Below are 21,008 nucleotides of genomic sequence, written 5' to 3'. Positions count from 1 at the left end.
GGCTTTCCGGAGGTCCCGCTGCCTTCAAAAATGATTTTTGGGGCTTTCGGAAAGTTCCGACACCTTCAAAAATGGTTTTCCGGCTTTCCGGAACTTTCCGACGCCGTTAAAAATTCAGCTGGATATTCCCGCCGATCGTGAACGGCCGTCCTTTTTGTGCCAGGCCCTTTCCGCCTGTCTCGAAATAGAAAGCCGAATAGTCCGCACCGGTCATATTTTTCGCCCAGATCGCAAAGGTAATAAATTCTTTTGTTGCAGATACTTTTGCATTCAACAGTCCGTAGTAAGGTTGCGAAACTTTGTTGTCTTCTTTCCACTGGATGCGTCCCGTCCCGGTGTAGTTCGTGCTGATCGTGAAGCGGTCGATGTGGCGGCAAGGGTTCGGGATCGTATAATCGGCTCCGACGGCAAAGGTGTGGCGCGGGACCATCGGCAGGAAATTGCCGCTGTAGTCGATGCCTCGCCGTTCATCCTTGTAATCTTTGAAAGTGGCATGCGTAAAGCCGTAGTTCACCTGCACCATCAGCCCGTTGACCGGATTTCCTTGCAGGCTGACCTCGACGCCTTTGCTCTCGCTGCGCCCGGCGTTGCGCAGGAACTGCCCGTTCTGGGTGGCGAGCATCTGGTAAATCTGCTGGTTCTTCCAGTCGATCCAGAAAAAGCAGAACTCGGCGTTCAGGCGGTTGTCGAGGAACGGGTGTTTGGCTCCCAACTCGTAGTTCCAACTGGTTTCGGGGCGGAACGTGCGGTCTTCCTCGCGGTCGAAAGAGGTGTTGAAGCCGCCTGTCTTATATCCTTTCGTCACGGTGGCGTAGAGCATGCCGGTAGAGGGGAACATATATTGCAGGGCGATCTTCGGTGTGACCTGGCTGAACTTGAGCCGGCTGTCGAAGGCGTCCATCTGTTCGCTGCCTCCGTCCGTTTCTTTATAGAAAAGGAAATCGTTGGAGGTATGCTCATAATCGTAGCGGATGCCGAAAGTCAGTGACAGGCCGCGTGTCAGCAGGTTGTCAACGGTGGACTGGTGGTAGAAAGCGACGCCGTAGGCCGGCGTGTCGTACAGCTTGCGCGTCGCATAGTCTTTGGTGAAATAATCGAGTGTCACGGTGTTGTCGATCCCCTGCCAGAAACCGAAGGCGCCGAACAGCCATTTGTAACGTCCGGGAGTCGTCGATTTGATGTTCAGTTCTTCGGAAAACATTTTCTGCTTCATATCCTGACGCGCGAAATAGATGCTTCGGGGAGAGAAATCCTGGTCGATGCCCTGATGGTCCGAGATATATTGGAAGGCGGTCCGGCTGTTGATGCTGTAGCCCGTCCCCTGGTAATCCGCCGAGAAGCCGGTCGTCGAAAGCGTCCGTTTGTAGAAACTGTAGTCGTTGTAGTCGACTTCGCCCGGTTTATGCGTGACCGAATCGCAGACGGCGTAGGGATAGCCGCCCTGGACCGAACGGTCGAACGAACTCATCAGCCCGAGTGCCAAGTTCTCCCGGGGCTTCCAATCCAGGCGGATACGGGCCGATCCGGATTTCATATCGTCTGCTTTCTTGCCGGTAAAAAGGTTGGTGAAATAGCCGTCGCTGTTCCGGTAATCGCCGGAGAGGGCATATCCGAACTTTTCACCGATCTTTTTATAATGGGAGAGGGCATAGTCGCGGTGGCCGTAGCTGCCGTTGGAAAGCCAGATGTTCGTCCCTTCATATTTCAGAGGCGATTTCGTATAGACGTTGATGATGCCGCCCATCGTGTTACGGCCGTAGAGCGTCCCTTGCGGACCGCGCAGCACTTCGATCCTGTCCACCTCGTTGAAATCGAAATCGAAAGCCGATTTTTCGAAATAGGGGATGCCGTCCACATACAGCCCGACCGAGGGGGCGTTGATTTTCGATCCGATCCCGCGGATATAGACCGGCGAGGTCAGTTTCGATCCGTAGTCCGGCATAAAGAGGTTCGGGATAAAGGAACTGAACTCTTTGATCCCCGTGATATTCCGGTTCTGGATGGCCGTTCCCGTCACGGCTGATGCCGACAGGGGTTCCAGCCGGAGGTCGCGCTGTTGCTTGAACGACTGCACGACCACTTCGTTCAGTTCGACATTGCGGATCTTCGCCGTGTCTTTTTCAATTTCTTCTCCTCTTGCCGTATAGGCGAGGCAGAGCAGTATCGGGAGGTAGTAGAATGGTTTCATGTCTTAAAATGTAACGGTGATCTCGCCGCCGATCTGGAAGGGTTTGCCTTTCTGGATGAACGACTGGTTGAACGATTCGAAATAGAACGCCTGGTAGTCCGTGTTCGTGATGTTGCGGCTCCACAGGTTCAGGTTGACGATGCCCTTGCGGACGCCCACTTTGGCATTGACGAGGCCGTAGAACGGCTGGCTGATGTCGTTCTTCTCCGTCCAGAAGATCTTGCCGGCTCCGGTGAACTGGGCGGATGCGATGAACTGGTCGATCATCTTCCGGTGGAGCAACTTCGTGTATTGCAGTCCCAGGCTGACGGTGTGGCGCGGCGTGTAAGGAATGAAATTATCCTTGCAGTCCGTTTTCACGATCTGGCTGTTCTCGTCCTTGTCCGTGAAGATGTAATCGCGGAAAGTGGCGCGGGTAAAACCGTAGTTGAGGTCGGCGGTCAGTCCGTCCATGATACGGCCCCGCAGGCTCAACTCCACGCCGTAGCTGTTCGCCTTTCCTCCGTTGGTGATCATGCGTCCGCTGCCGTTCTCGGCAAAGCTGGTCAGTTGGAGGTCGCGGATGTCCATGTAGAAGAGGGTCAGTTCCGCACTCAGCCTGTCCCGGAGCAGCTCGCTACGGATGCCGGCTTCGTAGTTCCAGCTGTGTTCCGGTTTGTAGGAAGCGACATCCTTCACTTCACCCGGTTGTTCGACTTTGTCGGGAGCGAACTTGGACATCAGGTCGTATTTGGCCTGCGCCTGGACCAGGTCGCCGAACATCTGCACGTTATATCCTCCTGTCTTGTACCCTTTGGCGACCGAGAGATACGTGAATGTTCCGGGCGTGCATTGGTAACGGAGCGAAACCTTCGGCAATACTTGCAGGAAATCCTGCGAGATGTTGCCGTCCATAGTCGTCGTGACCGGGAGCGTCATCTTCATCGGTCCCATTTGCACGCCGATCTTCATGCTGTCCACTGCCGAATGATAGTCCAGACCCGTCTTTTCGTAGTCCAGGCGGATACCGGCGGTGATAGAAAGCCCTTCGACGAAGAGGTGATCGTAGGTCGATTGGTGGAAAGCGGCGAAGCCGTGAGTCGGTGTGTCGAACTTTCCGGGGAAATAGATCTGGTCCAGTTCGTCTCCCTGGACGGTCAGTTTCGGCGCTTTCGGGTTATTCGCCAGTATGTCGTCGAATGCTTTTTGCAGAATGCCTGTCAGCCCGTCTTTCTTGAAGACGACCGGACCGTCGGTGTTCAGGCTGTTATAAAATCCGTAGGCGCCGAAGCTCCATTGGTAATTGCTTTTTGTATTGGATTTGATCGCCAGTTCTTCGCTCCAGGCATATTGTTTCTGTCTTTGGTGGAGGGTGAAGACAGACTGTTCCGTATAGTCCTGGTCCATCTTCATGTCGTCTTTCAGATATTGGTAGGCCGTGGTGGAGGCGAGGATGAAACGGTCCGTTTTCCATTCCAGGTACAAGCTGTTGTTCAGCGTGCGGCGCCAATAGGAACTCGGATCGTTGATGCGGATCGGCTGCACGGTTCCGGTCTGCGGGTCGTACTGCCCGTAAGGGAAGGCTTTTTGTGTTACATAGTCATAGTTGAGTGCATATTGCGCTTTCAAATGATCCGTAATATGCATTTCCAACTTGAAACGGCCGCCTGCCGATTCCTCTTTGTCTGCCTTTGTGCCGTCGTATTCGTTGATGAAAAAGCCGTCGTTGCGGTCGTAATACCCGTTTAGCGAGATCCCGACGTTTTCACCGATCTTGCTGTATTGGGCGACTTTGGCTTTGGCCGCCCCGTAATTGCCCATCGACATCGTGACTTTTGTCCCCTGGTAATCGAAAGGGGAGAGGGTGTAGATGTTGACGATGCCTCCCATTGCGTTACGCCCGTAGAGGGTTCCCTGCGGTCCCCGTAAAACTTCGATGCGTTGGATATCGTTCAGTTCGAAATCGAAAGCGCTTTTATCCAGGTAGGGGACGTTGTCGACATATAATCCGATGGATTGCCCGCTGCTCCGCGCTCCGATTCCGCGTATATAAATGGCTGAAGTCATTTTCGAACCGTAATCCGGCATATACAGGTTGGGGACGAAAGCGCTGATATCCTTGAGGGCGTCTATCTGCCTGGCTGCTATCGCTTGGGGCGATAGGATGGAAACGGCTCCCGGAAGCGTGCGGAGGTCGTTCGTCTCCTTTGTGGAAGAAGTGACGATCACCTCACCTATATTATAGGTCTTGATCGTGTCGTTCACCTGTTCGTTCACCCGTTCGGCTTTCATCGGTTGCAAACATGTAAGCACGCCTGCAACAAGGACATACAGATAGCGTTGATTCATCGTATTAATTGTAAACTATTAGTATTTTACGATTGCAAAGGAACGGTAAAGATGAAAGGCAATCAATCACTACATGTAGTGATTTTAAAGTTCGATATCGTCGCCTGAAATAATGCCGTTCATGATGGCATAGAAGGTGAGTCCCGATACGGTTTTGATGCCGAGCTTGGTGGTGATGTTCTTGCGGTGGCTGAGGACTGTGTTCAGGCTGATGTTCAGCTTGTCTGCAATTTCTTTGTTGGTGCTGCCTTTGACGATTAATTGGAGGACATCCGTTTCGCGGGTGGACAGTTCCTTGTTGTTTTCATTGGAAATGCCGTTGTTGTCTCCGGTAAAGAGTTGTTCCAACTGCTCGATGATGATTTCCTGCGAGGCCTTGATCGTGATATGGCTGGTTGCCGATAGTCCCCCTTCGCCTTCGGTCCCGTCGATCAGGACCATCGTCTTGCTCCGGCGGGGAAGGAAAAAGTCTGCATAGAGGACAAATAAAGCGGCATTTGTAAAATAGTAATCGAATGTATCGTTGCCGGAAGTCGAAAATGCCTCGAACGTAGGGTAGTGGCTGATCTCTACCGGGGGAAAATAGTCGGTCAACATGCTTTGCAGGCCGATGCTTTGTAGCGTGTCGGATAATATGATTGCTATTTGCTTGTTGCGATGCATCCGGCTGTTTGTTAAATACACAACTTTTCCATTGCCGAAACCATCGGTGTCAATATCCGGTAGCGGATGCGGTTGTGTTGTTTGATATCTTTTTCCAGGCTGCTGATGGCAAATATGACGGCGTAACATAAGTTCTCGTTATAGTCGCCGGAAAGATGCTTGACCATAATGCTTTTCAGGTCCGCCAACAGGGCTTCTATCGGATCTTCCAATCGCTGTTCCGTTCCGAGGTGCAATGCTTCGACCTGCCCGGAAGATGGATAATCTTTCAGTTTTTCGCTTAATGACAGGCAATAGGGGAACCAGACCCGGTCGTCTTTTTCGATCCGTGAGGTCAGCTCTTCTTTGAAGGAGGAGAAAAACTTGCCGATCAGGTTGAGCGTGTTGTTTCCCGGCGTACTCATCGATATGAATGAACCGAGATGCCTTTCTATATTCGGGATTTGATAGCGTTGGTAATACAGGTTGGTTTTAGTCAGATAATCGATGATTTGTGAAGTATGGAACGTTTGTAATTTCTTTTCCGGGAAGTATTCCTCATTGAGGAACGTGTTGATTACCGTCAAGAGGAAGTCGGCATCCAGCCGGTATTCTTCACAAATCGCCTTTACCGATTTATCGCCTAAGCCCAGGCGGATTCCAAAACGGTTAATAACAGGAATGAGTGAGGGGTGTTCTTCCACCACCTCACTCATTTGCATATTAGGATATACTAATGGCATATTTTATGCTTCTTCCCATTGTTTGCGTAAGAGTTCCACTGCGGCAGGAACCAAAACGTTCCGGTCTCCCTGGCATCCGCATTCGAAACTTACATATTTGTCGTAATCCAACATCTTCAGGCCCTTGAAACCGTTGACATAGTTATCTGCTTCTCCGTCTTCACCCGGCATACTGCGGCGTTTGCGGCTGGCAACGTGCACATGTTGCAGATATTCGCCTGCAGAAAGGAAAGCTCCCATGTCGGAAGTCTCTTCCCAAGTCATGTGCCAGAAGTCACCCATACAGCGTACGCCCGGGTTGTTGATGTCGCGGCAGATAGAAGCTGCATCCGCTACCTGGCGGAGATAGAAAGCCTCTTTCCTGTTGAGCGGTTCAAAGATGACGGTGGTTCCGTGTTCTTTTGCGAAGTTACCCATTTCATTGAATTGTTCGCACAAGAAATCCCGTGTTTCCTGTGTATGGGCCATAGCCGGTTTTTGACCGTTGAAAGCCGGAACGATGATCACACCCGTAGAACCCAGTTCGCCTGCGGCAGCCATGATCTCTTTCATCGTATCCATGCACTGCTTGCGGATTGCCGGATCTGTCGAGAGGATGAAACCCTGGAAACCTGCACAGATGGCGCTCACTTTGATGTTGCGTCCGTTCAGTGCTTCCTTGATCTCTTTCACACGATCTTTCAGGCCGCGTCCACCCGGTTCGAAACCAACGACGCCCAACTTTTCCATCAAGTCGAATTTCTCGTTGAGATTAGCTCCCGGTGCGATTCCTTCCTGGAAAGATATCTTCAACTCGGCTTTGCTGTTGGGACATGATCCCTTTTCTGCCGGGCAACCTTCTGCAGAAGCAGCCTTGCCGCCACAGGCGGCAAAGGCTGAACTACCGGCTGCAACAGCCGCACCTGCCAGAGTTGTTCTTAAAAAGTTTCTTCTGTTCAGTGCCATATATTATTTTTTCTTTTCGTCACGAGGTTTTCCCGGAACCGGAACTGTAAATCCACTCATATCCATCTTGCCTAAGTTCAGGTCTTTCGGAGTGTAGTCCAGAGGAGAAGCGGTCATGGCATCCCATGTCGTTTCCGCACCGGTGTATGCGGATTCACGTCCCATGATGGCAGCCATGTTGGCGACAGCTGTTTCGGAAGCCTGTTCGATCTGTTTGCCGCCACGGATGCAGTTGATCCAGTTTACATGTTCCAATACATACGGATTGGTCTGTTTGTATTGGGCTTTTTCTGCTTCTGAATCATATTTCCAAACCACATTACCGGCATTGTCCTTGATTACGGTTTCACCGTTGGCGGTAGACCATGAACCTTTTGTCCCTTGAATGAATTCGCTTACATTGCTGACGCAACCGTCAATCTGGCGGCACATACTATGCATGTGGATACCGTTGTCCATTGTGAAATCGATGCTGAAGTTGTCATACTGATCACCTGTGATACGGCGCTGGCGAGAGCCGAAACCTACAGCCTTAGCCGGTTTCAAGCCGCTGAACCATGTAAATACGTCGATGTTGTGTACATGCTGTTCTACGATATGGTCTCCGGATAACCATTTCCAGTTTACCCAGTCCTTGATCATGTATTCGCAATCGTTCCAGTCTTTCTGACGTTCGCGGAACCACAACATGCTCTGATTCCAGTAAACAGTACCGCCTGTAATTTCACCGATGGCGCCTTCCATGATCTTCTTGTAAGATTCGACATAGTTACGCTGGTGGTGACGCTGTGTACCTGTAACGACACACAGATTCTTTGCCTGAGCCTGTTTGGCAGTAGCCATAATCGTACGATAGCCTACCGGGTCGACACAGATCGGTTTTTCCAGGAAACAATGTTTGCCTTTTTCAACTGCATATTGGAAATGTATCGGACGGAATACGGGAGGAGTTGCAACAATGACAACATCGACACCACTATCGATCAATTGTTTGTATGCATCCAGACCTACGAAACGTTTGTCTTCGGGAATATTACATCCTTTTTCTTTCAGTTTGTCGGCCAATGCGTCAACTTTTTCCTTGAATGTATCGGCAACAGCAACAATCGTTACGCCGTTTGCTGCGTCCAGGAAGTTTTCTGCTGCACCGGAACCGCGTCCGCCGCAACCGATCACACCGGCTTTCAGTTCTTTTCCGTCAGTGGCCTTGTCGGGCAATTCCGGGATATAATAAGTTCCGGGTTCTTTCAGGGGCTTGTTAGCTGCTGCTGTTTCACCGCCGCCTGCACATGAGGTTAATACACTTGCACTGCCAGTACCGATTGCACCCAGTGCTCCGGCCATAGCTGTACTTTTTAAAAACGATCTTCTGCTAATACTGTTTTCTTTCTTCATGATATAGTAATTTTAGGTATCAATTAGACATCTGTTATTTCGCTCCAATTGCCGGGTCCGGTTCGCAAACCACACGGAAACCGATGCCTCGGATATCCGAGTACCACCAGATACTCTTCGGTTGCTGCGGGTCTGTCTTCAGCCAGGCATCATGCTTGGTATAATCGCGGGCGGCAGAGCGGACATCTGCTGCATCGGAAGTGTAGTTACCACCGCGTACAACCCATTCTTCTCCTTCTGTGATTAACGGGTTCGTCACGTTTTCACCACCTTTGCTGTAAGCCTGCGGATCATATTTGTCGGCACAATATTCCATTACGTTACCCAGCATGTTCTTCAAACCGAACGGGTTCGCTTTCACTTCGCTCGGCTCCTGAGTCCTGTTCTTGCTGTTCTTCGCGTAAATCACGAATGAACTGATGCTGTCTGTTTTTGCATCGAAGAACTTGCGCCAGAATCCTTGGTCTGAGAAATCTTTCGGGTTTCCTGTGAAGAAGTAAGGAGTTTCCGTTCCTCCACGGGCTGCATATTCCCATTCTGCTTCGGTCGGCAGACGGTATTTTTTTCCTGTTTGTTTAGACAACCACTGGCAGAAGGTTTCTGCTGCATAATGTGTCATCGTGATAGCCGGACGGTCACCCGCACCCCATCCCTGGTCGGGGAATCCGAACGGAGGAGTCGGACCGGAAATGGCATCGACATCCGGGTTGCTGTTATTTGCATATACGGTTTCGGGCGGAGTACGTCCTTCGCTCATGGTTTGTGCGTAGAATGCCCAATATTGATCCCACGTAACTTCTACTTCAGCCATAAAGAACGGACTGACCGTAACGTTCCGGACCGGAGCTTCATCTTCCTTATGGAACGGCTCTTTACCGGTACTACCCATTTTGAATGTGCCGCCCGGAATGGCGACCATATTGAATGCAACGGCCGTACCCGGAATTTGTTCCGTATAGTCGGTAAAAGATGTGACAGGAGTCGCCGTCTTAAAATAAAGGCTGGTGTCGACCGTAGCTGTGGCACCGCCGGGAATACCGGTTAATTTACCGTGTTTATAATCCGGATTATAGTGTCCGGCGTCGAGGTGACAACTGATACACTGCAAATCCAGTTTCTTTTCGTTTTCGTCATAATAAAGGTGAGCTGTGATGCCATCCTGGTTAATCCCTTCCGGGAACAGGTTCTGATGACATTCTTTGCAGGATTCGTTCGGAATATATTTAACGGCATGTTCCAACTCCGATTTGGTGTTCCAGTCGAAATCCGCACTGTCTTTTGTCATGAAAGACCATACGTCTTTCAATCCTAATTTGGCTTTAGCCGTGTAATGGTTCCATGTGTCGCTTTGAGGCGGAAGGTGGCAAGCCACGCAATGTGTTTTAACGCCGCTTCCGTTGTTTACGTGTTTGGAGAGCTTCCAACTGTCTTCCGCATGAGGATGAACATGGCACATCATACAGGATTCATCGGAAGAAAAATAAACGGATGTTTTGTATACGGCAACCATGATGCCTGCCCCAAGAAGTAACCCGACCAAAAGAATGAAAGTTTTTCCTTTGAAAAATCTCCCTTTTTTTTCGGAAGGATAGCGATTAGAATTGTTGTTAGTAGCCATTTGTTTCTATGGTAAACGATTTTACAATTAGTCCTGAATTAGATTTAAAAATCGGCAATAAAAGTAGTCTTTTTCTACATAAAATAAAAGTTTACACCCGCTATTTAACGAAATATGCATAGTGATTATGCTTTTTTACCAATTTTTGTAAAAAGAGAGGCTTGTCCCCGCTTCCCGGATCGAAATGCGGGGACAGGTTCCTCTTTGTTGCTGTTTATAAATTGGATTGAACCGGTTTCATGATGAAAGAGAATTCATGGTCTCCGTAATGGATACGATATTGTTCCAACGGAAGCGCTCCCCAACTGTTGACGCAACCCAATCCCATTTGTACTTTATCGATACACATGTTTGTGTAGCCTGCCTGAGGTACAAGTTCGGAATGTCTCTGGTCTTTGTGAGTGCCATCGTCCAAAGATTCGATCGAATAATTCAGGGCTGAAGCCGAGAACGGAGCTTCCGAGATGAACATAAGTCCGTTGCCGCCCTTGTTAGTCTGTTTCCACCACCGGATATCCGTTTTAGTCCCTGTTTCCTGCGGACGGATATAAGAGTAGAACTGTTCGTCTACAGTCTGTTTGTAATTGCCCAGGTCGGTAACGTTGTTACGGTCGGAATAGTTCTCGACCGGACCTCTACCGTAGTAGTTGACCTGATCCAGGCATTTAGGCATCTGCATCTGCATACCGAAGCGGAACATGTCGGAGACTTCAGCCGATTTGTCGGCTGCCATTTTCTGCGTAACTTTTACAGCTCCTTCATTATTAATCGTATAGGTCAGATACAATTTGGCCTTTACTGCATCCATCGTATATTCGGCATTGACGGTTGCCATGTCGTTTTCGATTTTGTTTGTCAAAGAGACCAGTTTCAATCCCGGTTCTTTCCAGGCTGCATATTTATTCTGCAAGTTGGCACCCATATCGTTATCGGTCGGAGCACGCCAGAAGTTCGGAGTCAGTTTGCCGTCTTCTTTCAGCATCGTCGTGCCGTTGACGTCATATCTGCACAGGAATCCGTCATGTTTGTCGAAGTCCATGCGGAAGTTTTCGCCTTCCACGATCAGATAATTGATATCATTATCTTTGATGGTCGGAATAACGGTCGCAATGTTCACTTGCTGTACATTCTGCAAATCCAGTTTCGGAGCATTGTACGGGCGGATCGTCAACTGGTTTTTGGCTACCGTATAACCGGCGGGCAGTAATGTTTCCGCTTTTTTCAGTTTAAAGGCCACATTCAGCAACAGCTCTTTGCATTTGCAAATGCCGTCTGTGCTATAATTCAGTTTCATGGACTTGGTCTGTTGCGGAGCTACTTCCAGGTCTTTGATCATACCTGTCTGAACCACTTCGCCGTTTGCCAACAATTCCCATTCTGCATAGTAACCGTCCAGGTTGCGGAAGAAGTTTTCGTTGTACACGTTTACGACACCGTTCGCCAAGTCGGATGGAGTCACCCAGATGGACTGGTAGATATGTCCGACTTCGTGCATATGCGGATTCGGTTTGCGGTCCGGGCTTATCAAGCCGTTGTCCATAAAGTTGTTGTCGGAAGCGTCATATTTGTTCCAGTCGCCGCCATAGGCATAGAAAGGAACGCCGTCTTTTGTTTTCCAATGCAAGGACTGGTCCACGAAGTCCCAGATGAAACCGCCCTGGTATTTCGGGTATTTGCGGATTTGATCCCAATACTCCTTGAATCCCCCTTGCGAGTTCCCCATCGCATGTGCATATTCACACTGGATCAGCGGTTTGTCGATGTTCCCCTTGCAATATTCATCCCCTCTGTCATAGCCTAAGTACATCGGGCAATAGATATCGGTAAATTCGCTTGTACGCGCTTGCTCGTATTGCACGGCGCGTGATTTGTCTTCATTTTTGATCCAGGTATAACAAGCCTCGAAGTTAGGCCCCATGCCGGCTTCGTTTCCTAATGACCAGAAAATGATGGCCGGGTGGTTGTAGCCGCGTTGTACGTTGCGTTGGTTGCGTTCCAGATGCGCTTTGGCGAACAGCGGGTTTTTGGCAAGCGTCTTGTCTCCGTAGCCCATCCCGTGCGATTCGATATTCGCTTCGGCGACCATATAGATGCCATATTCGTCACACAAGTCATACCATAAGTTGTTGTCCGGATAGTGGCAAGTGCGCACGGCATTGATGTTGAATTCTTTCATGACCTTGATATCTTGGATCATGCGTTCCCGCGATACGACATAACCGCCGTCCGGGTCCAGTTCATGACGGTCGGCTCCCTTGAACAAGACAGGCTGTCCGTTCACCAATATCTGGGAATTTTTCAATTCGATCTTGCGGAAACCGACTTTTACCGGAATGACTTCGGCAGTGCTGTTTCCGTCTTTCAATGTCGCGATCAACGTATAGAGAACCGGTGTTTCGGCCGACCATTTTTCCGGGTTGCTTACAGCCATGTCGGTAGTGATTTTTCCGGAACCTTTGACTGACGAAGTGGCGACTTCCTTGCCTGCTTTGTCCAAAAGCTTCAGATCCACTGTTCCGTTGCCTTTCAGGCTCAGGGAAACATTCAAAGTACCGTCTTTATATTGTGCATCCAAATCCGGAGTTACACGGATATCCTGGATGTATTTGGGAGTGCGGGCATAGAGGTAGCAATCGCGGCCGACACCGGAGAGGCGGAGGAAATCCTGGTCTTCCAGATAAGTGCCGTCGCACCAGCGGAATACCTGGAATGCGATCAGGTTCTTTCCGGGTTTCAGATACTTGGTCAGATTGAATTCGGCTTCGAGTTTGCTGTCTTCACTGTAGCCGACGAATTGCCCGTTCACCCAAAGATACATGTTCGATGTGACAGAGCCGAAATGAGCGAAGATCTCTTTCCCTTTCCAGTCTGCCGGGACTGTGATTTCTTTGCGATAGGAACCTACGTGGTTGTTTTCCGTAGGAACTTCAGGCGGGTTGTTCTTGAACTGGCTTCTCCAGGGATATCCTACGTTTACGTAGATCGGGTCGCCATAACCGTTTAGCTCCCATAGGCCGGGCACTTTCAAATTATCCCATCCTTTGTCATTGAAATTCACCTGGTAAAAATCGGTCGGACGCATATCTGCGTCTTTTACCCAGAAGAATTTCCAATTACCGTTCAAGGTCATGAAGTTCTCGGATGATTCCTTGCATCCTTTCAGCGCACTATTTTCGTTTTTATACGCAAAATAGTGCGTGTGCATGGGAGCCCTGTTGATTTCATTTACGTTAGGGTCTCTCCATTCGTTTTTTTGAGCGAAAGCTGCTGTCCCGAGCAGGGACAGGCAGCAAGCAAGTACGTTTAGTTTCATAAGATGTTATTTATTACGGTTTTTCAGGATTCTAATCGATCCATTTTTGCCACTTTACGTTATCATTGTATCCGGCTTCCACCATTGTTTCAATGAATTGCATGCCTCTTACACCATCGTGTACGGTCGGGAAATCCAAGCAATCTCCGCTGGGTGTCTCGCCGTTTTTGATCGCTCTGACGGTGAGCGAGAAATTGCGGTAGATATTGGCAAAGGCTTCGATAAAACCTTCCGGGTGTCCTGCCGGAGTTCGGGTATTCCACAGGGCTTCGGGAGTCAGGTAGCCGTTGTTGCCAATATTCAATACTTCAGTCGGTCGGTCCCTCCATTTCAAGGTCAGCGTGTTCGGCTCCATCTGGCGCCATTCCAGTCCTCCTTTTTCGCCATAAATACGGATGCGGATATTATTGGCTTCGCCTGTTCCGATCTGTGTTGCGGTCAAGACGCCTGTCACATCGTTTTCGTAGCGGAGGAATGCCGCCCCGTCGTCATCGATCGGACGTCCGGGAACGAAAGCCTTCAGATCTGCACAAAGTTCTTTCACCTTCAGTCCGGTGATATATTCGCTCAGATGCCAGGCATGCGTTCCGATATCACCTATGCAGCCGGCTTTGCCGGAACGTTTCGGGTCCGTGCGCCATCCGGCGTTGTTGCCGCCTAACAGTTCGATTCGCTCGGAGAGCCATCCTTGTGTATATTCCACATAAACGCGGCGCAGTTTTCCGAGTTCGCCTTTTGCGATGCGGGCTTTTGCCTCTTTCACAGCCGGATAGGCCGAATATACATGTGTCAGTGCCAGTACGAGTCCGGTCTCTTCCACTTTTTTCTGTAAAAGCTTAGCTTCTTCCAATGAGAATGTCATCGGTTTATCCACTACCACATGGAACCCTCTTTCGAGCGCCATCATGGCCGGTTCGAAATGCCAGCGGTTGGGAGTCACGATCGTGACGAAATCCATCCGTTCTCCTTCCGGCAAGGTCATTTCGTGTTCGAACATTTCCTGGTAAGTGCTGTAAATCCGGTCTTCCGGCAAAAAGTAAGATAAACCGGAACTTTTGGATATCTCAGGGTCTATGCTGAAACATCCGCAAACTAATTCAATCTGGTTGTCCATAAAAGCTGCGCGGCGGTGGATCGCCCCGATAAAGGCGTCACTGCCTCCGCCAACCATACCCATTCTTAATTTTCTGTTCTTCATGATATTATTAAATTAGCAATTCAATGAATTGAGATATTGCCCAAAGTTACAAAATGTTGTAATATGTACAATATGTTTTGTAAGATTAATTTGTAACATTTATCGTATAAGCCGCATTTACAAGTGTTCCGCTTCTTCCGATTCCTTCGACTGTAATCGTATATTCACCCGGTAGATCGGAAGTGTAAAATGGGATTGTCATTTCCTTCTGTCCGTCACTTTGCAAAGTGGGAATCCAGAGCAGGGTATGCCGGAAATCCGGTTTGCCCGATGTTTTGTCCTTCTCTTCTTCATATACGGGTGTATAAAAATAGCGAGTGGCCTGCGTGCCTCCTTTATCGAACAATTGAGTGGCGGGGTCTAACTTTATCCCCTGGTAGTCTCCTTTGTATGTCGAAAAAGATAGGATACCGTCAAATCGTTGCCCGCCGAAAATATAGTGTCCCAAATAGACATCTATTTTTTTCAGCAATAACGGGTTATAGCTGTATATCTGTTCTTGGTCCTTGACGGGTATGTTGTCGAACAAAACAAGCGTTTGTGTGGAGAACTTATCCATTTTTTCCGTTAGGACGGAGAAGGTCCGCTTGCCATTCTTTTTACTGACTCTGGCAATGGGAATGAATTCCGTCAGTATCTCTTCAATAAAAGGGAAACGGGTATATTCATCCAGGATGTAAGATTTGTAGGGCTTGGAGAACATGTAGGGACTGGCACTTTCTATCCGGTTGATGGAATCGCCGGTGTAGACCTGCATGACTTGCACTCCCATACTTCTTTGCAAAAGATATTGATGCCAAGTGGAATCGAGATAGACAGGCGGGAATGTTTTGGGCCGGTGCCGGGCGAATGGCGATTGCAAATCGATCCGGTATGACTTCCCGGATGTATTCAACGCAACCGTAGCGATCTCCTTTTTCCCATGTGTCAAGCCCGTATAAAAAGTGATATGTCCGTTTTTATCGGTTTTCCCGTTGAATACTTGGATATTTTCTCCCGGAAAAGAAAGCAGTCCGACGATACCGTATTCCGTAGCCGGCTGATTATTACTCCGGTCTATGAGCTGTCCTTCGTAGATGGGACCTTCATGTTCCGGAATAATTTTTGCGGTGAAACTTGCCGTGCCTTTAGAAAAAAGGCTTTCTTTCCATTCCCGGATCGATGGAGCCGTTATCTGTATCGGGTCTGTGCCGGCAACAGAAACAGAAAGGGAGATGGAGTCGGCGGGTAATCCTTGGATACGGATAACCCCTTTATCCCTTGCCTGATATGAAGCCTTGTCTGTCGATACCGTTATGATAGGGTTCGATTTTATCCGGTTAGGCTGCTTGAAAGAATGCTTTTCAGCTCCGGCCCGTGTTTCTTGAGGCTGATAAGGATTTACGACAGAAATCTTTTTTTCAAAGAATATATCTTCTCCTTCGTTTTGCATGTACCGGGTGTAAGCGACCAGCCGGTAGTAGCCGGTGGGTAGGGTGACGGGCAGTTCCATCCAGCCACTTCCCGTCCCGTCTGTCAGATCCAAACGGACCTGTACTTCGGGGATGGAGTCATTCAACAGTTCGACATACCCGACTTTGCTGAAAGAACTTAATTCCCCCTCGATATTAGTCGTATATAATTTTAGCCAAAGTAATTCACCGGCAATGTAAAATTGTTTATCGGTTTGAAGATAGGCCCGTTCTTGATACGAAGCATATCCGTTGCCTGTCCCGATCAGCAAGAGCAGGACCAGCAGCAGTATTTGTTTGGTGGATATCATTGTTTTCATAAGATACTGTGTTTATTGATGGTTTTTCGGCCAGAAATCCGGTTTGTTCTTGCTCCCTCCGCGGGCGGTACAGTCTACGCATCGCCGATTTATACAAACGTAGGTTCCGGGATCTTCTCCTAATTTAAGAATCGCGAGTCCTTGGTGATATGCCATACTTAACATTTCTTCCCAAAAAACAGGCTGATCCCTGCAATCGTATATGTCGCTCATGCCGGGAATCTCTTCTGCCTTTATGTAGCAGCGGTAAGAGGTTTCCGTCGTTGCGTATATATGCCCGATGATGATTTCTTCCGGATCGTCCAAGCAAGAGATGTTCCCTCTGATTTCAGTGGGTTGGGGCGCAAATAGTCCTCCGGTCTGTTCCACATTTTTCCGGAGGTTGTCAAAATATTCGTATGCTTTTTTGTCGAGTGTTTGTTGGGTGACCAAGATGCTGTATAGGTAGGAAAAACGGTTATCTCCCGGTCCCAACTTCAGAATGGAATGATTTCTTAACCTGTTTTCGGTCATGTTGTCCGACTTTCCCAGTATGATCCGGTTGGAGGAGTTGCTGCCCCAGCAATAATGTGTATTGTTGGACGTGAATTGGTTTAATTTCACAACTCCGGTTTCTTCGCTCCAAGTATATTGGGCGAAATAGTCGGAAACGATTTCCCAGTCTTCTTTATACGTCCAGCGGTAATAGCGTGAAGCATTCGGATTGTCGTTGTGGGTCGAAACCCTGATGTTGACTTCTTCCTGTTCTTTATATTGGAAATTGACTTCATCGATTTCCGGTGTGATCTGCGGTTCCACAAAATCGGACTGATATTCTTTGCCGTCCAACAGGAAGTGAATGGCATATTTTTCTCCTGGTTTGAACGAAATAGAGTCTGTTATCGTGTAGGTCCCTCCGGTTGTATTTTTTGCGGTTGCAATTGTCGTGCCTTTATCGGAAATAAGGGTGACTATTGCTTTTTTGCCGGTTAGGCTCGGGTCATAGAAACTACTGCTCCCTTCGTCTGTCCGGTTGATGTGGATCGTGGTTCCGTAAGGAGCGATAATGGCGCCTTCCACAACCAAAAGGTCGTTGATCCATTCCACGTCGGGTTCGTAGGGGGTGATGCAACCCGTCGCCAGGCCGATCATCGTGCAGTAGAAAACAAGATGCAGTTTTATAGATAACTTTTTCATGATTCAGAATTTTATGTTGTAAGACAAATAAGGAATGGGAGCACCGAATATCGCCATCTTGTAACCTTGTAATTTCCCGTCTTCGGATATATAGTAAACGGAGTAAGCATTTTTTCTTCCGGTTACGTTGTAAACTCCGATGGAGAACGTACTGTGTGTAAGCAGGGTCAACTTATGGCTCGGTTCGATATTGAACGCGACATCCATCCTGAAGAAATCCGGTATCCTGTATTGGTTGCGCCCGGAGTAGTAAACAAATTCTCCTCCCGCATAATTGAATTTGGAAACCGGCAATGTCACCGGACGTCCCGTGCTGTAGTCGCAGTTTAAAGAGAAACTGTACCGTTGCGTGAATTTGTAATTACCGGCAAGTTTCACTTCGTGCGGCTTGTCGTAATCTGCCGGATACCAGTTCCCGTCGTTGATCGGATCGGATATGCGGGCATCATGTTGCCTCAACTGGGTTCGCGAATATGAATAACTGACCCAGCCGTTCAGTTTGCCCTGTGTCTTTTTCACCATCAACTCCACGCCGTAGGCTTTGCCTTGCGTACTGATCACATCGGTTTCGATATGGTGGTTCATGGTCAGTTGCGCACCACTCCGGTAGTCCAGATAGTCCTTCATGGTTTTGTAATACGCCTCGATCGAAGTCTCGATGCTGTTTCCCATAAAGTTCTTATATAATCCGGCTGCCACCTGCATCCCTTTTTGCGGTTTGATGTTCGCGTCGCTCAGTTTCCAAGTGTCGGTAGGCGACATGATGGTGGTGTTCGACAGCTTGTGTATATTTTGTTGCAATGTGTTGAATCCGGCTTTGACGGAAAAGTCGCTACCGAAAGCATAGCGGGCGGACAATCTGATTTCCGGTGCGTGATAGGTCTTGAAGGCACGAAAACCGTTGACGGTCTTAGTCTCCGTCTCTGTCCCTTCGCCGGGCAGGAGAGTGGGATCGTAGAGGGAATAGGTGCGCGGTCCCATCGAATTGAACATCATGTAGCGCAAGCCGGCGCTAACCGACAACCGGTCGTTTATCTCCCATCTGTCTGCCAGATAAAGATAGGTCTCCATCGCCTGCTCTTTCTGCAATTTATCCGGCGCGACCAGTGATTCCGGATGGTTGGGTACGTTCTCTCCCGGATTCAACCGATAGTAAGTCGTTCCGCCTCCGAAATCAATCGTGTGCTTTTCATTCAGGTAATGGGTGAAATCCAACTTCCCGAAAATTTGGTTGATACCGAAACGCAGCCTGTAGGCCTCTGCCGGGTTCTCTTCCGTTTTTGTCAGATAATCATAATGGTCGTACCCACCCGTGAAAGTCCCGGTCATCCGGTTCGGGAAGACATGCCGCCACTTTAAGGAGCCGTTGGCATTGGTATAGCCATATCGTTCGTTTGAATCGAAGTGGAAATGATCGTGACTGTAATATCCGCTGGCATACAAGTTGTCTTTGTCGGAAAACTTATGATCCACTATCAGGTTTAAATCGTAAAACCCGGCCTTCCCGTCTTTGTAACCGCTTTTCTCCGGCAACAGGTTGAGCAGCCAGTCCGAATAGGTCGTCCTGCCTCCGGCGATGAAAGAGGTTTTCTTTCCGATCGGCCCTTCCAGCGTGACACTGCTGGTCAGAAGTCCGAGACTTGCCGATCCCGTGAATTTCTTTTTATTGCCTTCCCTTCCGTTGATATCGAGGACGGATGAGATACGGCCTCCGTATTTAGCCGGAATGCTGCTTTTATACAGTTCGATGTCTTTGACCAAGTCGGCATTGAAGGCGGAGAACAGTCCGAACAAATGTGTCGGATTGTAGATCGTGCCGTCGTTGAACAGGATCAGGTTCTGGTCGGTCGATCCTCCCCGTACATTGAATCCGCTGGAGGCTTCGCCTACCGCTTTGACGCCCGGCAGCATCATGACGATCCGTATCACGTCTTTTTCACCGAATACAGTCGGCACGTTCTTTATATCCTTGAGATTGACTCGCTCTACTCCTAAAGTGTTGCTGCGGACATTCGCTATCCTGTCGGAAGTGATGGTCACCTCTTTCAGCGAATAGACCTGCTCTTCCAATTCAATGTCGAGCAGCCCGTCTGAATTGAGTATCACTTGCCGTTGGGTGTCTTTCAGCCCTATCCCTTTGATTTGCAAATTATGGCGTCCGGCCGGTAAAAGCAGCGTGTAAAAACCGAATGCGTCAGTTGTCGCCGCGATGGTCGGGTTCTCGATATAGACGACAGCGCCGACGACCGGTTCACCGGTACGGAAGTCGGTCATGTGGCCGCTTAGCTTGATTTTACCGGAACCGGGAGCAGAAGCGTCGCCGATGGTATAGACTTTGTTTTCCGAAGTCGCTTTCTGTTCTTTTTGTTTATTCAGGACAGCGGCAAAATTAGATTGTTCTTCTCCTTTCCTGTCACTTCCAAAAAAATTATCGGGAAGGGAGGTTATCAGCTTTTTGTCTTTCAGGACAAATAAATATTTGTCGGCAAACGCGAATACTTGCAAATGGCTGCCTTCCAATGCTTGCTGCATGGCTTCGGCCGGTAGCAGATCCGTACAGGCGAGCGTGACGATCAACGAATCGACATCCGCCGGATTGTAGTAGACTGTCAATCCGCTTTGGGCGGCTATCTGGCGGAACACTTCTGCCGCCGGTTGTTTTTCGGCATGGATACTGACATTCTGTTGGGAAAACAACGGAGAATGGCAGATGATCAACATGATTATAATATATCCTATTTGTCTTGTCCTCATCTGTTTAATGCTTCATATTGTTTGACAATCGTAACGAAAGCCTGTTCCGGCTGCTTCTTGAAGTTCAGCTTCTGTTCCCGTGCGTATCGGCTTAACTCCTTCTTCTTGTCAGGGAAAAGGTTGAGTAGCGCCCGTTTGTTTTTAACCGGGTAAAATCTGTTTTCCTTGACGACATAGAACCGTTCTTTTATCCGGAAAGAGGCTTCGATGGAAAGCCCGTTTACTTTTTCCTCGTAGGTGACAACATATTTTTTGATGACCGGATAGATATTATCGGACAGTAACACTATATATTCGTTGCCGATCAAGTCTTGCCATCCTCTTGTCGACGGGTTGATGACGCGGTAACCGTTTAGTAGGATGTAATCGATTCGCTCTTTTTCGGCAACAACGGGATAGAGCTTGTTCGGCGATTGCAAAACGAGTTCGTCCCGGAATAAGTCCAACTTCATGAGAAGCCGTGGATAGACGGTGCCCCCAAAGCTTATTGTCCCTTCCTCGAATCCGGCGTTTACCAGGTACGGATGATTAGTTGTCTGTTTTTCATAGCGTGAATATTCCTTCCCGTTATAAACGAGGGCATATTCCTGTACTACGGAAAAGTAATCCTGCACTAACTTGCCAGGCAATCCCTTGTTGGTATCGGTTTGTTGTCCGTGCAGCATTCCGATGGATAGGTATAATAGTAGAATGATTGAAGTTCCTGTTTTCATAAATAGATTATATTTGATAAAGGATAACAGCACCAAAGATACGAATAATATTACATAATGTAATAAATGAATTAAAGAATTAAAGGATTAAAGAATTGGTTCTTCGTCATTTTCGGGGCAGCAAAATATGCTAACCGCCTTTATCTATGGACTATGCCAGCTTATTTGAGGGAATAAATATTCATTGTCATAAAATGGAGTTAAAAAAGATGTAGATGTGCATG

The 21,008-nt window shown here is 48.6% G+C and carries 13 protein-coding genes; all 13 read right to left on the bottom strand.

Going from position 1 to position 21,008, the window contains the following annotated elements; all coding sequences use genetic code 11:
• Positions 1 to 106 precede the first annotated feature (106 nt).
• Positions 107 to 2,188, bottom strand: a complete 2,082-nt coding sequence (locus tag ACW6QF_RS06965; RefSeq protein ID WP_298552962.1) for a TonB-dependent receptor — start codon at positions 2,186 to 2,188, stop codon at positions 107 to 109.
• A 3-nt stretch (positions 2,189 to 2,191) separates the two neighbouring features.
• Positions 2,192 to 4,516, bottom strand: coding sequence for a TonB-dependent receptor (locus ACW6QF_RS06960; protein ID WP_456087279.1), 2,325 nt, complete (start codon positions 4,514 to 4,516; stop codon positions 2,192 to 2,194).
• An 84-nt stretch (positions 4,517 to 4,600) separates the two neighbouring features.
• Positions 4,601 to 5,179, bottom strand: coding sequence for a response regulator transcription factor (locus tag ACW6QF_RS06955; RefSeq protein WP_456087278.1), 579 nt, complete (start codon positions 5,177 to 5,179; stop codon positions 4,601 to 4,603).
• A gap of 11 nt (positions 5,180 to 5,190) precedes the next feature.
• A complete protein-coding gene (locus tag ACW6QF_RS06950; RefSeq protein ID WP_456087330.1) occupies positions 5,191 to 5,880 on the bottom strand; it encodes a helix-turn-helix transcriptional regulator in 690 nt (229 codons plus the stop codon).
• Positions 5,881 to 5,904: 24 nt separating this feature from the next.
• Positions 5,905 to 6,846, bottom strand: a complete 942-nt coding sequence (locus tag ACW6QF_RS06945) for a sugar phosphate isomerase/epimerase family protein (protein ID WP_298552965.1) — start codon at positions 6,844 to 6,846, stop codon at positions 5,905 to 5,907.
• Between the two features lie 3 nt (positions 6,847 to 6,849).
• On the bottom strand, positions 6,850 to 8,241 hold the full coding sequence (locus ACW6QF_RS06940; protein WP_298552966.1) for a Gfo/Idh/MocA family oxidoreductase: 1,392 nt from the start codon (positions 8,239 to 8,241) through the stop codon (positions 6,850 to 6,852).
• Between the two features lie 34 nt (positions 8,242 to 8,275).
• Positions 8,276 to 9,859, bottom strand: a complete 1,584-nt coding sequence (locus ACW6QF_RS06935; RefSeq protein ID WP_456087277.1) for an SUMF1/EgtB/PvdO family nonheme iron enzyme — start codon at positions 9,857 to 9,859, stop codon at positions 8,276 to 8,278.
• Between the two features lie 214 nt (positions 9,860 to 10,073).
• The gene (locus ACW6QF_RS06930; RefSeq protein ID WP_456087276.1) at positions 10,074 to 13,172 is read right to left on the bottom strand and encodes a glycoside hydrolase family 2 TIM barrel-domain containing protein; all 3,099 of its coding nucleotides are present in this window, start codon (positions 13,170 to 13,172) and stop codon (positions 10,074 to 10,076) included.
• Between the two features lie 31 nt (positions 13,173 to 13,203).
• Positions 13,204 to 14,370, bottom strand: a complete 1,167-nt coding sequence (locus ACW6QF_RS06925) for a Gfo/Idh/MocA family protein (RefSeq protein ID WP_456087275.1) — start codon at positions 14,368 to 14,370, stop codon at positions 13,204 to 13,206.
• Between the two features lie 85 nt (positions 14,371 to 14,455).
• Entirely contained in the window at positions 14,456 to 16,141 is a 1,686-nt protein-coding gene (locus tag ACW6QF_RS06920) for a hypothetical protein (RefSeq protein WP_456087274.1), read from the bottom strand.
• Between the two features lie 12 nt (positions 16,142 to 16,153).
• Positions 16,154 to 17,317: a DUF4249 domain-containing protein gene (locus ACW6QF_RS06915; protein WP_456087273.1), complete on the bottom strand. Its 1,164-nt coding sequence runs from the start codon at positions 17,315 to 17,317 to the stop codon at positions 16,154 to 16,156.
• Between the two features lie 3 nt (positions 17,318 to 17,320).
• Positions 17,321 to 20,071, bottom strand: coding sequence for a TonB-dependent receptor (locus ACW6QF_RS06910; RefSeq protein WP_456087272.1), 2,751 nt, complete (start codon positions 20,069 to 20,071; stop codon positions 17,321 to 17,323).
• Positions 20,068 to 20,784 carry a hypothetical protein gene (locus ACW6QF_RS06905; protein WP_456087271.1) on the bottom strand — a complete coding sequence of 239 codons (717 nt, stop codon included), beginning with the start codon at positions 20,782 to 20,784 and terminating at the stop codon, positions 20,068 to 20,070. Before ACW6QF_RS06905 ends, ACW6QF_RS06910 begins: the two co-directional genes overlap by 4 nt.
• Positions 20,785 to 21,008 lie beyond the last annotated feature (224 nt).

The organism is Parabacteroides sp. (genome assembly GCF_977054455.1).
Note: the sequence above shows the minus strand (reverse complement) of the source record. Positions and strands in the feature narration are given on the sequence as shown.

What these genes read in the sequence shown, in the direction of transcription:
- ACW6QF_RS06965 (WP_298552962.1), bottom strand. Translation starts at nt 2,188, where the DNA reads ATGAAACCATTCTACTACCTCCCGATACTGCTCTGCCTCGCCTATACG.
- ACW6QF_RS06960 (WP_456087279.1), bottom strand. Translation starts at nt 4,516, where the DNA reads ATGAATCAACGCTATCTGTATGTCCTTGTTGCAGGCGTGCTTACATGT.
- ACW6QF_RS06955 (WP_456087278.1), bottom strand. Translation starts at nt 5,179, where the DNA reads ATGCATCGCAACAAGCAAATAGCAATCATATTATCCGACACGCTACAA.
- ACW6QF_RS06950 (WP_456087330.1), bottom strand. Translation starts at nt 5,880, where the DNA reads ATGCAAATGAGTGAGGTGGTGGAAGAACACCCCTCACTCATTCCTGTT.
- ACW6QF_RS06945 (WP_298552965.1), bottom strand. Translation starts at nt 6,846, where the DNA reads ATGGCACTGAACAGAAGAAACTTTTTAAGAACAACTCTGGCAGGTGCG.
- ACW6QF_RS06940 (WP_298552966.1), bottom strand. Translation starts at nt 8,241, where the DNA reads ATGAAGAAAGAAAACAGTATTAGCAGAAGATCGTTTTTAAAAAGTACA.
- ACW6QF_RS06935 (WP_456087277.1), bottom strand. Translation starts at nt 9,859, where the DNA reads ATGGCTACTAACAACAATTCTAATCGCTATCCTTCCGAAAAAAAAGGG.
- ACW6QF_RS06930 (WP_456087276.1), bottom strand. Translation starts at nt 13,172, where the DNA reads ATGAAACTAAACGTACTTGCTTGCTGCCTGTCCCTGCTCGGGACAGCA.
- ACW6QF_RS06925 (WP_456087275.1), bottom strand. Translation starts at nt 14,370, where the DNA reads ATGAAGAACAGAAAATTAAGAATGGGTATGGTTGGCGGAGGCAGTGAC.
- ACW6QF_RS06920 (WP_456087274.1), bottom strand. Translation starts at nt 16,141, where the DNA reads ATGAAAACAATGATATCCACCAAACAAATACTGCTGCTGGTCCTGCTC.
- ACW6QF_RS06915 (WP_456087273.1), bottom strand. Translation starts at nt 17,317, where the DNA reads ATGAAAAAGTTATCTATAAAACTGCATCTTGTTTTCTACTGCACGATG.
- ACW6QF_RS06910 (WP_456087272.1), bottom strand. Translation starts at nt 20,071, where the DNA reads ATGAGGACAAGACAAATAGGATATATTATAATCATGTTGATCATCTGC.
- ACW6QF_RS06905 (WP_456087271.1), bottom strand. Translation starts at nt 20,784, where the DNA reads ATGAAAACAGGAACTTCAATCATTCTACTATTATACCTATCCATCGGA.